The organism is Actinocatenispora rupis (genome assembly GCF_016861975.1).
GTDB lineage: Bacteria > Actinomycetota > Actinomycetes > Mycobacteriales > Micromonosporaceae > Actinocatenispora > Actinocatenispora rupis.
Window position 1 is genome coordinate 38,446 of the sequence record NZ_BOMB01000010.1, and the last position, 13,754, is coordinate 52,199.

Sequence of the window (13,754 nt, forward strand, 5' to 3'; positions counted from 1 at the left end):
GCGGGGTGCGGTCGGTCAGCGGAGGTCGTACCGGTCCAGGTCCATCACCTTCGCGAACGCCGCGGCGAAGTCACGCACGAACTTCTCCTGCGCGTCGTCGCTGGCGTACACCTCGGCGAGGGCGCGCAGCTCGGAGTTCGAGCCGAACACCAGGTCGACCCGGCTGGCGGTCCACTTCAGCTCGCCCGTCGCCCGGTCCCGGCCGTCGAACGTCTCCGCGTCCTCCGACGTCGGCGTCCACTCCGTCGCCATGTCGAGCAGGTTGACGAAGAAGTCGTTCGTCAGCGTGCCCGGCGTCGCGGTGAACACGCCCAGCGGCGACCGCTGGTGGTTCGCCCCGAGTACCCGGAGGCCGCCGACGAGCACGGTCATCTCGGGTGCGCTCAGGTTCAGCAGGTTCGCCCGGTCGATCAGCAGGTACTCGGACGGCATCCGGCCGTCCTTGCCGCGGTAGTTGCGGAATCCGTCCGCCTTCGGCTCCAGCGGCGCGAACGACTCGACGTCGGTGTCCTCCTGCGTCGCGTCCGTACGCCCCGGGTGGAACGGCACGTCGACCTCGTGGCCGGCGGCGCGCGCCGCCTGCTCGACCGCGGCCGTACCGCCGAGGACGATGAGGTCGGCGAGCGAGACCTTCTTGCCGCCGGTCTGCGCGGCGTTGAAGGACTCCTGGATCCCGGTCAGCGTACGCAGCACCAGCGCCAGCTCGTCCGGCTCGTTGACCTCCCAGCTGCGCTGCGGGTCGAGCCGGATCCGGGCGCCGTTGGCACCGCCGCGCTTGTCGCTGCCGCGGAACGTCGACGCCGACGCCCACGCCGTCGACACCAGCTGCGCCACGGTCAGCCCCGAGTCGAGGATCTGCCGCTTGAGCGCGGCGACGTCCGCGTCGGACACCAGCTCGTGGTCCACCGCCGGCACCGGGTCCTGCCAGATCAGCCGCTCGGACGGCACCAGCGGCCCGAGGTACCGCTGGATCGGGCCCATGTCGCGGTGCGTGAGCTTGAACCAGGCGCGCGCGAACGCGTCCGCGAACTCGTCCGGATTCTCGTGGAAACGGCGGGAGATCCGCTCGTACACCGGGTCGACGCGCAGCGACAGGTCCGTCGTCAGCATCGTCGGCGGGCGGTTCATCTCGCCGGTCGCCGGGTCCGGCACGGTGTTCGCGCCGGCGCCGTCCTTCGCCACCCACTGGTGCGCGCCCGCCGGGCTCTTCGTCAGCTCCCACTCGTACCCGAAGAGGGTGTCGAAGAAGCTGTTGTCCCATCGGGTCGGGGTGGGGGTCCAGGTGACCTCCAGGCCGCTGGTGATCGCGTCGGCGCCCTTGCCCGTGCCGTACGAGTTCTTCCAGCCGAGGCCCTGCTCCTCCAGCGGCGCGCCCTCGGGCTCGGGCCCGACGTACCGGTCGGCGTCGGCGGCGCCGTGCGTCTTGCCGAACGTGTGGCCGCCGGCGATCAGCGCGACGGTCTCCTCGTCGTTCATCGCCATCCGGCGGAACGTCTCGCGGATGTCGCGCGCCGCGGCCAGCGGGTCCGGGGTGCCGTTCGGGCCCTCCGGGTTGACGTAGATCAGACCCATCTGTACGGCGGCCAGCGGCTTCTCCAGGTCACGGTCGCCGGAGTACCGCTCGTCGCCGAGCCAGGTGCGCTCGGGGCCCCAGTACACGTCCTCGTCGGGCTCCCACACGTCGGCGCGACCGCCCGCGTACCCGAAGGTCGTGAAGCCCATGGTCTCCAGCGCGCGGTTGCCGGCGAAGATCATCAGGTCGGCCCACGAGATCTTCCGCCCGTACTTCTTCTTCACCGGCCAGAGCAGCCGGCGGGCCTTGTCCAGGCTGGCGTTGTCCGGCCAGCTGTTCAGCGGCGCGAACCGCTGCATGCCGGCGCCCGCGCCCCCGCGCCCGTCCTCGATCCGGTACGTCCCGGCGCTGTGCCACGCCATCCGGATCATCAGCCCGCCGTAGTGGCCGAAGTCGGCGGGCCACCAGTCCTGCGACGTGGTCAGCACCTCGTCGACGTCGCGCGCGAGCGCGTCCAGGTCGACGGTGTTGAACTCCGCCGCGTAGTCGAAGTCCTCGCCCATGGGGTTGGCCACGGCCGGGTGCTTGCGGAGGATGCCCAGGTTGAGCTGGTTGGGCCACCAGTCGCGGTTGCTGCCGCCCTCGGTCGGGTGGTTGAACCGACCGACGTGCACCGGGCAACCCCCCGCGCTCTCCTCGTTCATCTCGCCGACAACGGCGTCAGGCTGGTCAGACACGGCAATCCTTCCGATCGGTCAGGAACGTGCGTGAGGATGTGCTTGCCGAGTGCCGACCCCGGGCACCTCCGGCCGCCGCGTCGAGCGGACGGCGCCGCCCCCTGGGGCGCGTCACGGGCGGAGCGACCGGGCGCGCACTGCGCTCGTCCTCCGGGGTCGGTGGCACACCCCGTAGTCTGCCGCATTATCTGGAATCAATCAAGAACAGGGGCGGGCGTGTCGGACCTGGTACGCCCGGGTTCCGATCTTGACGTACCGGACGGTTCTGCCTACGTTTTGTGGGCGGTTTGCGAGGCCGGCGACGGCTCCCGCCGCGGGTCCTGGGGCGCTCCGGCGATCGACCGGTTTCCTGCGACCACTCCGGGAGTGTGTTGTGCGACTGAGGATCGCGAGCGCGGTGGCGGCCTGCGGGCTGGCCGCCGTCGTCGGACTGTCGGCTCCGGCGAGCGCCGCCGACGGCGCATTGGACGCGGCACGCGCGGCCGCGTCGTACCGGGCGCTGGAGGCGTACCTGGCGGTGCCGGACGGCTCCGGGCTCTACCACGAGCGGTACCCGGTGCAGCCGGGTGACAACGTTTACTCGTACGAGTGGCCGTACTCGCAGGTGCGCGGGGCGGCGCTGGACCTGACCGGGATGCCGGGTGCGCTGGGTGCCCGCTACGGCGACGATCTCGCCGCGCGCGACACCGGCCAGGAGCGGTACTGGCTGGAGTCCGGCGGCACCACCGGCAAGCCGGGCTACGCGTCGTACCCGGTGGCGCCGTACGGCGGGGGCGGCGACTTCTTCTACGACGACAACGAGTGGGTCGGCCTGTTCGACGTCCAGCGGTACCTGGCCAGCGGCGACCGCGCCGCGCTGGGCCGGGCGCGGCAGATCTTCGACCTCGTCGTCTCCGGCTGGGACACCGACCCGTCGCACGCGGACCCGGGCGGCGTGTTCTGGACCCAGGCCACGTGGAGCCACGACCGCAACACCGTGTCGAACATGCCCGGCGCCGAGCTGGGCCTGCGGCTCTACCAGATCACCGGGCAGCGCTCGTACCTCGACTGGTCGCGGAGGATGGTCGACTGGACCAACGCGCACCTGCTCGGCCCCGACGGACTCTACTGGGACCACGTCGACCTCGCCGGCACCGTCGAGAAGACGTACTGGTCGTACAACCAGGGGGTGCCGGTCGGCGTGGACGTGCTGCTCTACCAGGCCACCCACGACCGCGCGTACCTGGCGGCGGCGCAGCGCACCGCCTCCGCGGCGTACGACCACTACGTGACCGGCGGGCGGTTGGCCGACCAGCCGCCGTACTTCAACGCGATCTTCTTCAAGAACCTGCTGCTGCTGGAGTCGGTGACCGGCGGGCACACGTACCGGGACGCGATGCGCGCGTACGCCGACTCGGTGTGGACGGCGCAGCGGGATCCGGCCACCGGGCTGTTCCGGTTCGACGCGGACGGTGGCACGCAGGCGATCCAGCAGGCCGCGATGGTCCAGATCTACGCCGTACTCGCCTGGTCGCCGTCCCGGTACGAACTGCTCTACTGACCCGGTAAGTCCACAGTGGACGGTCGTGCCCGGGCGGTGCGGCCGTTCGCCTGCCGGGTGCGCCGCCGTCGGCGATGTCGGCCCCGAGGGTACGAGACGCGGGAGGACCGGTGCGGGTGCCGTACGTGACGCTGCGCGCGCTGGTGCGCGACGTGTTCACCGCGCGCGGCATGCCGCGGGAGTACGCGGGGGAGGTGGCCGACGCGTTGGTGTGGGCGGACCTGCGGGGCGTCGACTCGCACGGCGTGGCCCAGGTGCCGCGGTACCTGGAGCTGTTCGACCGGGGTGCGGCGAACCCGCGGCCGGACCTCACCGTCGAACGGCGCCGCGCCGCGCTCGCCGTGGTGGACGCCGACGGTGCGCCGGGCCCGGTCGCGCTCGCCGTCGCGGTACGCACCGCGGTCGAGGCGGCCCGGGACGCCGGAGTCGGCTGGGTCGCGGTACGCAACGCCGTGCACACCGGTGCGATCGGCCGCTACCCGCTGCTCGCCGACGAGGCGGGGATGGCCGGGCTCACGTTCGTCGCCGGCATGCCGCAGATGGCGTACGCCGGGACGGTCGGCGCCGGCGTCGGCACCAGCCCGCTGGCCGTGGGCGTACCCGCCGGGCGGCACCCGCACGTCCTGCTGGACATGGCCACCGCGGTCGTCGCGTTCCGCCGGTTCGCCGAGTCCCGGGCGGCCGGTCGGCCGCTGCCCGCGGGCGCCGCGCTGGACGCCGACGGCGCGCCCACCACCGATCCCGCCGCGGCCGTGGTACCGCTGCCGGTGGGCGTGCCAGGGGATCCGGCCTGTCGCTGGTGTTCGAGTTGCTCGCCAGCGGACTCACCGCGAACCCGATCCTCGCCGTCGCCGGGAACCACCGGCAGAACGCCACGGTCGTCGCCGTCGACGTCGCCGCGTTCCTGCCGGTCGCCGAGTTCACCGCGCTCGTCGACGACACGATCGACGCCGTGCACGCCCTCCCCGTACCAGCGGGGCGGTCGGCCGCGCGCGTGCCGGGGGAGCGCGGGGCGCGCACGTACCGGGGGCGGTCGGTGTCCGGGATCCCGCTGCCGGCCGCCACGTGGGCCGCACTTGCCGACGCCGCAACGGATCTGGGCGTTCCCGTGCCCCGCCCACCCTGACCCGCTCCCGACGCCTCCCCGCGTGGCGCGCGCACGGAGCGGCTCAGCCCGCGGCGCGCAGCGTACGCCAGGTCGCGGCGGCGATCAGCGCCATCGTCAGCGCGGCGATCCAGAACGGCGCCACCAGCCCCAGGTACCGGGAGAGTACGGCGCCGGCCAGCGAACCGAGCGCGGCGCCACCGGTCTCCAGCAGCGCGTACACGCTGGCGACGCGGGCCCGGAGCGGATCGGGTACGGTCTGCTGCCGCAGCGTCGCCGTGGTGATGCCCCAGCTCGTCGTCTGCACCCCGAACACCACGAGTACGCCGCCGGCGAGCCACGGCACGGTCGTCAGCGCGAGCGTTAGGTGGGTGCCGGCCTCCACCAGCAGGCCGGCGCGCAGGAGTACCGCGGGGCCGAGGCGGGCACGCAGGCGCGCGGCGACCAGGCTGCCGAGCAGGCCGCCGGCGGCGAGCGCGGTCAGCAGCACGCCGTACCCGACCGGCGGGAGGCCGAGGCGCTGCCGCGCGTACAGGACGAAGGTGGCGAACGCGGCGCAGAAGGCCACGTTGCCGAGCCCCATCGCGACGGCCAGCGTACGGAGCAGGCGGTGCCCGGCCAGCCACCGTACGCCGGCGGCGATGTCGGCACGCAGCCCGGAGCGTCCGGTGCGCGGCGCACCCGGCACCGGCCGTACCGTCGCGAACAGCGCCGCCGCACCCACGAACGTCACCGCGTCCACCCCGAACGGCACCGCCGCCGCGACCCCGAACAGCCACGCCCCGAGCGGCTTCGCCACGAACTGGTGCGCCACCGTGAACGCGCCCGTGAGCCTGGCGTTCGCGGTGGCCAGCCGGTCCGGCGGCACCACCGCCGGCAGGATCGCCGCCGTCGCCGACTCGGCCAGCGTCTCCCCGACACCGAGCACGAACAGCACCGCGTACAGGACGGGCACCGTCCCGGTACCGGTGGCGACGGACCACACCAGCACGCCGAGCGCCGCGGCCCGTACCAGGCCGACGGCGACGACGAGGGCGCGGCGGTCGACGCGGTCCGCGTACGCGCCGCTGACGAGCGACACGAGCAACCACGGCAACTGCTGGACGAACGCGGCACCCGCCACGAGCGCCGGATCGGAGGTACGGGACGCGACGAGCAGCGGGCCGGCGACCAGGGTGACGCCGTCGCCGAGCGTGGACAGCGCGGACGCCGCCCACACCCGACCGAAGTCGGAACGCGCAGGAACACGGGCAGGCAAAGGAAACCCCTCGGACGAAGACGGTCGACGGAAACCAGCGACCGCCCCGGTACGAGGAGCGCAACCACCCTCACGGTGGATCTGTCAGGAAGCGGTACGCCCTCGCGCCGGAGCGGTGACCGTCGCCGTGTTCGTACGCATGCGCCCTCCTCCTGCCGATGACGGATCCGGTACCAGTGTCCGGCCCGCGTATCCCGGCACCAACCGCATATTCACCGCGCGGTCGGTACCGGCTCAGGGGTGCGCCGGCTCTGCTGCCAGGGGGATGTGGGCACAGAGAAACGGCGTCCGCGGTGTCGCGAACGCCGTGAGGTGGAACGGTGGCCGGTCAGCCGCGACGGGTGACCTTGCCGCCCTTGAGGCACGAGGTGCAGACCTTCATGCGCGTGGGGGTGCCGTTGATGACCGTGCGCACGGGCTGGATGTTGGGGCGGAAGGTCCGCTTCGCCCGGCCCTTGACACGACGAACGAGGGCGTTCTGGCCCAAGCGCGACACCGAATTGCCGAAGCCCGGCTCCTTGCCGCACACGTCACACCGCTTGGACACTGAGCACTCTCCAGTAGCTAGTAGTACGAGTTCGTGGGTGCCAGACGCGGGCACGTCCGCCGAGTCTAGCGCACGCATGGCTGGCACCGACTACGGCCCGAAACGCCCGTCGCGGGCCCGATGTCCGGCCCGTGGCCGGGTCGGCACGCGCGGACCGGTGGGCGCAAACGTGCCGGGAACACCATGCTACCAACCGCATCGGGCGGTCGGCCCGGAGGCGCCCGGCCCCCGGGGTACGCTCGGCCGGCGCAGAGCACGGGCGGATCGGGAAGGTCGGCGGATCGGAAGTCATGGCGTCGGATCGGGTGATGTTCTCCACCGCCGAGGAGAGCCGGGGTTTCGCGGTGCGCGAGCTGCGCGCGGAGTTCGGCGCGGGCGTACCGGTCGAGGTGCTGGGGCCCGATCTGGGCGTGCTCGACGGGCCGGGCGTTGCCGCGGTCGCCGACGCGTGCCGGGACCGGCCGCTGGTGTTCCCCCGGCATCTGACCGTCGAGGTGGACCGGATCGACGCGGCGGAGGCGACCGATCCCGCGGCGGTGGCGGCCCGCGCGGTCCGGGCCCTGCCCGCCGGCCTCGACGACGTCGCCGTGCAGGCGTGGGTGAGCGGTTCCTCCACCGTCGGGTACGGGGCGGGTGTCGTGGCGCGCGCGGTCACCGACGAGCTGTCCGCCCGGGGTGTGGCGGTCGCGCGGGCCGGCCGGGAGTGGACGTTGTCGTGCTGCCTGACGGCGCGCGCGGTGCTGATCGGGCTCAACCGTACGGCGGAGAGCCTGTCGGACTGGCCGGGCGGGCGGGTCCGGTTGGGCCGCGCGCCGAGTCGGGTGTCGCGGTCGGAGTTCAAGCTGGAGGAGCTGTTCAACGAGCACCCGTTGCCGCTGCCGGTGCGGGGCCGGGCGGCGGACTTCGGCGCGAGTCCCGGCGGCTGGACCAGGATCCTGCGTACCCGGGGCTTCGCGGTGACGGCGGTGGACCCGGGTGACCTCGCGCCCGCGCTGGCCGCGGACCGGCAGGTGCACCACGGCCGTACGACGGTGGGCGAGTTCCTGCGCTCCGACCGGACCCGTTTCGACCTGATCGTGAACGACATGCGGATGCCGCCGGTGCTCAGCTGCCGGACGATGCTCGACGCCGCGCCGCACCTGGCCCCCCGGGCGTACGTGGTGGTCACGTTGAAGACGGGTACCCGCGGGCCGGTCGAGCAGGTGGCGGAGTGCCTGGAGGTGCTGCGCCGCCGGTACGACGTGGTCTTCGCGCGGCAGCTCTACCACAACCGCAGCGAGCTGACGGTGGTCGCGCGGCTGCGTTGAGTCGGCGGCGTCAGCCGAGCATCCGGTGCGCCACCAGGGTGAGCGCGTCGACGATCCGGTCGGGGGAGAGCCCGAGCGTGCGCCGTTGGTGCTGGTAGACGTCCGGCGAGAGGGGCGCGAGCAGGAGGTCCAGCAGCGCGTCCGGGTCGGGCGTACCGGCGGCGACCAGCAACGTACGCACGTGCAGCCGCCAGAACCCGTACGCGCCGGTCGCGTACCGGATGGGGCCGGGGCTGATGGCGCGGTAGATCGGGGTGTGCGCCTCCAGCAGGTCGACGACGCCGCGGTAGAGGGCGGCGAGCCGGTCGGCGGGCGGGGCGCCGGGGCCGAGTGGCGGCGGGCCGCTGATGACCGCGCCCTGGAGCCGGCGTTCGCGGGAGTCGACGAGGGCGGCGGCGATCGAGGCGACGTCCGGGTACCGCCGGTAGAGGGTGCCGCGGCCGATGCCGGCGGCCTTCGCGATCCGGTCCATCGTCACGGGGCCGTCGTCGGCGAGGATCACGCGCTCGGCGGCGTCGAGGACGAGCGCCCGGTTGCGGGCGGCGTCGGCGCGTTCGCGGGGGCGGGCCTGGTCCCGGTCGATCGGGAGACCGGTGATCAGGTCGCGCTTCGGCATGACGTACACGATAGCAACTGGACACTGTGTCCACTTACCCTCTAAGGTCAACCGGACACAGTGACCACTTACTGTCGAGGAGCCTGGCCATGCCCGCGAACCTGCTGCACGTCGACGCGAGCGCCCGCACGCAGTCGTACTCCCGCGCCACCGGCGCCGCCTTCGCCGACGCGTGGCGCGCGGCCGGCGGCGGCTACACGTACCGCGACCTGGCCGCCGAGCCGCTGCCGCACATCACCGAGGCCAACACCGAACTGAGCGCGATGGCCGGCCTCGACGGCGTCACCGACGTCGCCGGCCTGGCGCGCCTGCCGCGTACCGCGGCGCAGCGGGCGGCGTGGGCGCGGTCCGAGCCGCTGCTCGCCGAGTTGCAGGCCGCCGACGTGCTGCTCATCGGGACACCGATGTACAACTTCGGCATCCCGTCGGCGCTGAAGTCGTGGATCGACCAGGTGACGTTCGCCGGGGTGAAGCTCGGCCCCGGGATCGCCGTCGTCGCCACCGCCCGCGGCGGCTCGTACGGGCCGGGCGCGCCGCAGGAGCCGTACGAGTTCCAGGAGCGGTACCTGCGCGCCTACCTCACCTCGTACGGGCCGGCCGACGTGCGGTTCCTCAACACGGAACTGACCCTGGCGCCGGTACTGCCGCCCATGTCCGGCCTGATCGAGCAGCACCACGCCTCGCGGGACGCGGCGCTCGACGAGGCCCGTACGCTGGCCCGCCGGCTCGCCGCCGACCCCACTCCCGCGGCCGCCTGACCTGCCGTCCGCCCCGCCGGCCGGATCGGCGGGGTGGGCGGGCCGGGGAATAGCCCGCGCGCGGGCTGGCTTGTGCCAGGTGCAACGCTGTAATCATCCGGGGCGGTGCTGTCATGACCGACACCGAGAGGCCGCCGGACCGGACCGATGCGCCGGCCCTCGACGCCTACTCCACGACCGTGATCGGCGTCGCGCGGGAGATCACCCCGCACGTCGCCAGCGTACGGCTGCGCCGCGGCGGCGGATCCGCCGTGGTGTTCACCGACGACGGCCTGCTGCTGACCAACGCGCACGTCGTCGGCCGTCACCGGGACGGCGCGGTGGTGTTCTCCGACGGTACGGAGCGGTCCTTCGAACTGGTCGGCTCCGACCCGCTCTCCGACCTCGCCGTACTCCGGGCGCTCGGTGCGGCCCCGCCCGGCGCCGTACTGGGGGATGCGGACCGGCTCCAGGTCGGTCAGCTCGTCGTCGCGGTCGGCAGCCCGCTCGGGTTCGCCGGGTCGGTGACGGCCGGGGTGGTGAGCGCGCTGGGCCGGGCGATGCCGGCGGAGTCGGGCCGCGCGACCCGCATCATCGAGGACGTCATCCAGACCGACGCCGCACTGAACCCGGGCAACTCGGGCGGCGCGCTCGCCGACTCCGCCGGCCGGGTCGTCGGCATCAACACCGCGCTCGCCGGGTTCGGGCTCGGCCTTGCCATCCCGATCAACGCCACCACCAGGCGCATCGTCGGCACCCTCGTCGCCGACGGCCGGGTACGCCGGGCGTACCTGGGGCTGGTGGGATCGCCGGCGCCGCTGCCCGGCCCCGTCGCCGAACGGACCGGGCAGGACGCGGGGCTGCGCCTGGTGCACGTCGTACCGGGGGGTCCGGCCGCGGTGGCGGGGCTGCACGCCGGCGACCTGGTGCTGTCGGTCGCGCGTACGCCGGTGACCCGGGCGCAGGACCTGCAGCGGCACCTGTTCGCGGCCGCGATCGACCGGCCGCTGCCGGTCACCGTGCTGCGCTCCGGCGCGATGGTCGACGTGTTCGCCACGCCGACCGAACTCACCGCCGACTGATCAGGCGGTCGCCGCCGCCACCGCCCGACCCGTACGCCGGCCGGAGAACAGGCAGCCGCCGAGGAACGTGCCCTCCAGCGACCGGTACCCGTGGACGCCGCCGCCACCGAACCCGGCGACCTCGCCCGCGGCGTACAGGCCGGGGAGGGGTGTGCCGTCGGCGCGCAGGACCCGGCCGTCGAGGTCGGTCTGCAGGCCGCCGAGCGTCTTGCGGGTCAGGATGTTGAGCCGCACGGCGATCAGCGGCCCGGCGGAACGGTCCAGGATCCGGTGCGGCGCCGCCGTCCGCGACACCCGGTCCCCGATGTACCGCCGCGCGTTGTGGATCGCCGCCACCTGCAGGTCCTTCGTGTACGGGTTGGCCATCTCGCGGTCCCGCGCCACGATCTGCCGGCGCAGGTCGGCGAGGTCGAGCAGCGGTTCGTCGGTCCGCTGGTTCATGCCGTCGACGAGGGCCGGCAACGTGTCGGCGACCACGAAGTCCGCACCGTTGCGCAGGAACGCGTCGACCGGGCCGGGCGCGCCGGGACGTACCCGGTTGAGGGTCAGGCGGACGTCCTTGCCGGTCAGGTCGGGGTTCTGCTCCGACCCGGACAGCGCGAACTCCTTCTCCACGATCTTCTGCGTGAGTACGAACCAGGAGTGGTCGAATCCGGTGTCACCAATGGCTTTCAGCGTGCCGAGCGTGTCGAAGCCGGGGAAGTTCGGCGCCGGGAAGCGGCGGCCGAGCGCGTCGAACCACAGCGACGACGGGCCCGGCAGGATCCGGATGCCGTGGCCCGGCCAGATCGGATCCCAGTTGCGGATGCCCTCGGTGTAGTGCCACATCCGGTCCCGGTTCACGATCCGCCCGCCGGCCCGCTCACCGATCCCCAGCATCCGCCCGTCCACGTACGCCGGGACGCCGGTGATCATCCGCCGCGGCGCCGGGCCCAGCCGTTCCGGCCAGTTCTCCCGGACGAGGTCGTGGTTGGCGCCGATCCCGCCGGACGTCACGACCACCACCGGCGCGGTCAACGCGAACCCGCCCACCTCGGTACGCGAGGTCGCGACGCCGCGCGCCGCGTCGCTCGGCTCCAGCACCGTCCCGCGTACTCCGTCGACGGCGCCGGCGGTGACGGTCAGCTCGTCCACCCGGTGCCGGAAGCGCAGCTCCACCAGGCCACGGCCGACCGCCTCGCGTACCCTGCGCGCGAACGGGGCGACCAGCGCGGGCCCGGTGCCCCACGTGACGTGGAACCGGGGCACCGAGTTGCCGTGCCCGTCGGCGAGGTAGCCGCCGCGCTCCGCCCAGCCCACCACCGGGAACCAGCGCACCCCCATCCGGTGCAGCCAGCCGCGCTTCTCGCCCGCCGCGAACTGCACGTACTCCTCGGCCCAGCGCCGCGCCCAGTGGTCCTCGCCGCCCGGGTCGTCGATGCCGCGGTCGAAGCCGGCGCTGCCCAGCCAGTCCTGCATGGCCAGCTCGTACGAGTCGCGGATGCCGAGGCGGCGCTGTTCCGGCGAGTCGACCAGGAACAGCCCGCCGAACGACCAGTACGCCTGGCCGCCGAGGTTCGACTCCGGCTCCTGGTCCACCAGGACGACGCGGCGCCCGGCCGCGGCCAGTTCCGCCGTGGCCACCAGCCCGGCCAGCCCGGCACCCACCACGATCGCGTCCGCGTCGGCCATCCGTCGTACCTCCAGGTGTCGGGCGTGGGGCGGACGGCGCCGGTCCACGCGGTGCGGCCACCCACGGTACGGTCCCGGCATGAGCGATGAGCGCGGCGCCCGCCTCCTGCTGACCGAACGGGACGCGATCGTGCCCGTCCTGCGACGTACGCCGGTGGCCGACCTGGACCGGCCGACGGTGTGCACCGGCTGGTCGGTCCGCGACGTGCTGGCGCACTGCGCGGCGGCGCTGCACCGGCTCGCCACCGGCGACCTGCACTCGTTCGGCCCGGCCGACAACGAACGCGACGTGGAGGCCCGCCGCGCCCTGCCCGCCACCGCGCTCCTCGACGAACTCTCCGACGCGTACGAACCGGCGGCCCGGGTGATCGCCGCCGGCGCCGGCCGGTACGACGGGTTCGCGCTCGGCGAATGGATCCACGGCGGCGACGTACGGCTGGCGCTCGGCCTGCCCGACCCGTACGCCAGCGACGGGCTGGAGGACGCGCTCGCGCTCGTCGTCGCGCTCAGCCGGTACCGGCGGACGGCCGTCCCGCACACGCTGGTGACCCTGCCCGACCGCACCCTCGACCTCGGTACGCCCGGCGACGCCGAGCCCGCCACCCTGCACACCGACCCCGCCACCCTGGTACGGGTCGTGTCGGGGCGGCCCGCCGACCCGGCCGACTACCGGCTCACCGGTGCCACCCCCGACCAGTACCGGATGCTCGGGTGAGGTCGGGTCAGGGCGCGACCAGCTCGACGCCGGCCAGGGACTCCGGATCGGCCACCGTGCCACCGGATCCGGGGCGGGTCGGCATCGCGAGGCCCGACAGGTAGAGCGCGGCTTCGTCGCCGGTGTCGGCGCGGACGCTGCGGCGGCGCCGGACCTCGATGCGCTCGACCGTGACCGGCAGCGGACCCGCCGGTAGCAGCAGCCGGGCCGGCTGACCGACCACGACGGAGCCGGCGGTGACGGTGCAGACGACCGCGATCCCGCGCAACGGCACCGTGAACGCGGTGCTCAGCGTGCACCGGAACGGAACCGGCGCGGGCGCCTCGCCGCGGCGGAACAGCGGCACGTCAGCGGCGGCGGAACAGCCGCGCGAAGAGCCGGCCGATCGGACCGGACGGGCCGGGCTCGCGACGCTCCGCCGGCGGCGGGAACGCGGCGGCGGCCGGCTCGGACTCGTCGCCCGGCAACTCGGACGCCACGTACACCAGGCGGAACTTGCCGATCTGCACCTCGTCGCCGTTGGCGAGCGTGGCCGTGTCGATCCGCTCCTTGTTCAGGTACGTCCCGTTGAGGCTGCCGAGGTCGCGCGCCACGATCCGGCCGCCGTGCCGGGCGAACTCGACGTGCCGCCGCGACACGGTCGCGTCGTCCAGCAGGATGTCGCTGTTGGCGTGCCGGCCGGCGATCGTCGACTCCGCGTCGAGCAGGAACTGGGCCGGCGCGTTCGGCCCGTTCTTCACGACGAGCATCCGCGCGCCCGGCGGCAGGTTACGGGCGAGGTCGGCCGCCGCCACCTCGGTACGCGGGTCGTCGAGGACGTCGGTGAGGTCGCCGAGGTGCAGCAGGGAAGTGGCGTCCGGCGCCGGCGGGCGGGCCCCATCGTCTCGCATCGGGCCACCCTAGCAGCGTGCGCCCATCCTGAAACC

General features: G+C 73.9%; 11 protein-coding genes and 2 pseudogenes. 6 read left to right on the forward strand and 7 right to left on the reverse strand.

The window, feature by feature from the left end:
* Window positions 1-15: 15 nt before the first annotated feature.
* Window positions 16-2,217 carry a catalase/peroxidase HPI gene (katG, locus tag Aru02nite_RS08385; RefSeq protein ID WP_203656963.1) on the reverse strand — a complete coding sequence of 734 codons (2,202 nt, stop codon included), beginning with the start codon at window positions 2,215-2,217 and terminating at the stop codon, window positions 16-18.
* A 406-nt stretch (window positions 2,218-2,623) separates the two neighbouring features.
* Between katG and Aru02nite_RS08390 the strand changes: the two genes are divergently transcribed.
* Together Aru02nite_RS08390 and Aru02nite_RS36535 are read left to right on the forward strand one after the other, a co-directional pair.
* A complete protein-coding gene (locus Aru02nite_RS08390) occupies window positions 2,624-3,790 on the forward strand; it encodes a glycoside hydrolase family 76 protein (RefSeq protein WP_203656342.1) in 1,167 nt (388 codons plus the stop codon).
* Between the two features lie 170 nt (window positions 3,791-3,960).
* A pseudogene (locus Aru02nite_RS36535) lies at window positions 3,961-4,916 on the forward strand (Ldh family oxidoreductase).
* 43 nt (window positions 4,917-4,959) lie between these two features.
* On the opposite strand, the gene Aru02nite_RS08405 reads toward Aru02nite_RS36535, so the two are convergent.
* Window positions 4,960-6,153, reverse strand: coding sequence for an MFS transporter (locus Aru02nite_RS08405; RefSeq protein ID WP_203656352.1), 1,194 nt, complete (start codon window positions 6,151-6,153; stop codon window positions 4,960-4,962).
* 328 nt (window positions 6,154-6,481) lie between these two features.
* Entirely contained in the window at window positions 6,482-6,700 is a 219-nt protein-coding gene (gene rpmB, locus Aru02nite_RS08410; protein ID WP_203656353.1) for a 50S ribosomal protein L28, read from the reverse strand.
* A 290-nt stretch (window positions 6,701-6,990) separates the two neighbouring features.
* Here rpmB and Aru02nite_RS08415 point away from each other — a divergent pair, with 290 nt between their 5' ends.
* Window positions 6,991-8,007: an SAM-dependent methyltransferase gene (locus Aru02nite_RS08415; protein WP_203656354.1), complete on the forward strand. Its 1,017-nt coding sequence runs from the start codon at window positions 6,991-6,993 to the stop codon at window positions 8,005-8,007.
* A 10-nt stretch (window positions 8,008-8,017) separates the two neighbouring features.
* Here the strand turns inward: Aru02nite_RS08415 and Aru02nite_RS08420 are convergent, their stop codons facing one another.
* Window positions 8,018-8,623 (reverse strand): TetR/AcrR family transcriptional regulator, encoded by a 606-nt coding sequence (locus Aru02nite_RS08420; protein WP_203656355.1) that lies wholly within the window; start codon window positions 8,621-8,623, stop codon window positions 8,018-8,020.
* A gap of 89 nt (window positions 8,624-8,712) precedes the next feature.
* On the opposite strand from Aru02nite_RS08420, the gene Aru02nite_RS08425 reads away from it, so the two are divergent.
* Complete coding sequence (locus tag Aru02nite_RS08425; RefSeq protein ID WP_203656361.1) at window positions 8,713-9,381, forward strand: FMN-dependent NADH-azoreductase; 669 nt, start codon at window positions 8,713-8,715, stop codon at window positions 9,379-9,381.
* Between the two features lie 113 nt (window positions 9,382-9,494).
* Complete coding sequence (locus Aru02nite_RS08430) at window positions 9,495-10,442, forward strand: S1C family serine protease (protein ID WP_203656364.1); 948 nt, start codon at window positions 9,495-9,497, stop codon at window positions 10,440-10,442.
* Here Aru02nite_RS08430 and Aru02nite_RS08435 read toward each other — a convergent pair whose 3' ends face one another.
* Window positions 10,443-12,113: an FAD-binding dehydrogenase gene (locus Aru02nite_RS08435; protein ID WP_203656366.1), complete on the reverse strand. Its 1,671-nt coding sequence runs from the start codon at window positions 12,111-12,113 to the stop codon at window positions 10,443-10,445.
* Window positions 12,114-12,192: 79 nt separating this feature from the next.
* Between Aru02nite_RS08435 and Aru02nite_RS08440 the strand changes: the two genes are divergently transcribed.
* Window positions 12,193-12,828: a maleylpyruvate isomerase family mycothiol-dependent enzyme gene (locus Aru02nite_RS08440; RefSeq protein WP_203656368.1), complete on the forward strand. Its 636-nt coding sequence runs from the start codon at window positions 12,193-12,195 to the stop codon at window positions 12,826-12,828.
* Between the two features lie 7 nt (window positions 12,829-12,835).
* On the opposite strand, the gene Aru02nite_RS08445 is transcribed toward Aru02nite_RS08440, so the two are convergent.
* On the reverse strand, window positions 12,836-13,174 hold the full coding sequence (locus Aru02nite_RS08445) for a hypothetical protein (RefSeq protein WP_203656370.1): 339 nt from the start codon (window positions 13,172-13,174) through the stop codon (window positions 12,836-12,838).
* A 103-nt stretch (window positions 13,175-13,277) separates the two neighbouring features.
* Window positions 13,278-13,718: pseudogene (locus Aru02nite_RS08450) on the reverse strand (FHA domain-containing protein); the annotation flags it as partial.
* Window positions 13,719-13,754: the final 36 nt, after the last annotated feature.

Coding starts and splice junctions, on each gene's coding strand:
- katG (WP_203656963.1), bottom strand. CDS start 2,217: ATGAACGAGGAGAGCGCGGGGGGTTGCCCGGTGCACGTCGGTCGGTTC.
- Aru02nite_RS08415 (WP_203656354.1), top strand. CDS start 6,991: ATGGCGTCGGATCGGGTGATGTTCTCCACCGCCGAGGAGAGCCGGGGT.
- Aru02nite_RS08420 (WP_203656355.1), bottom strand. CDS start 8,623: ATGCCGAAGCGCGACCTGATCACCGGTCTCCCGATCGACCGGGACCAG.
- Aru02nite_RS08425 (WP_203656361.1), top strand. CDS start 8,713: ATGCCCGCGAACCTGCTGCACGTCGACGCGAGCGCCCGCACGCAGTCG.
- Aru02nite_RS08430 (WP_203656364.1), top strand. CDS start 9,495: ATGACCGACACCGAGAGGCCGCCGGACCGGACCGATGCGCCGGCCCTC.
- Aru02nite_RS08435 (WP_203656366.1), bottom strand. CDS start 12,113: ATGGCCGACGCGGACGCGATCGTGGTGGGTGCCGGGCTGGCCGGGCTG.
- Aru02nite_RS08440 (WP_203656368.1), top strand. CDS start 12,193: ATGAGCGATGAGCGCGGCGCCCGCCTCCTGCTGACCGAACGGGACGCG.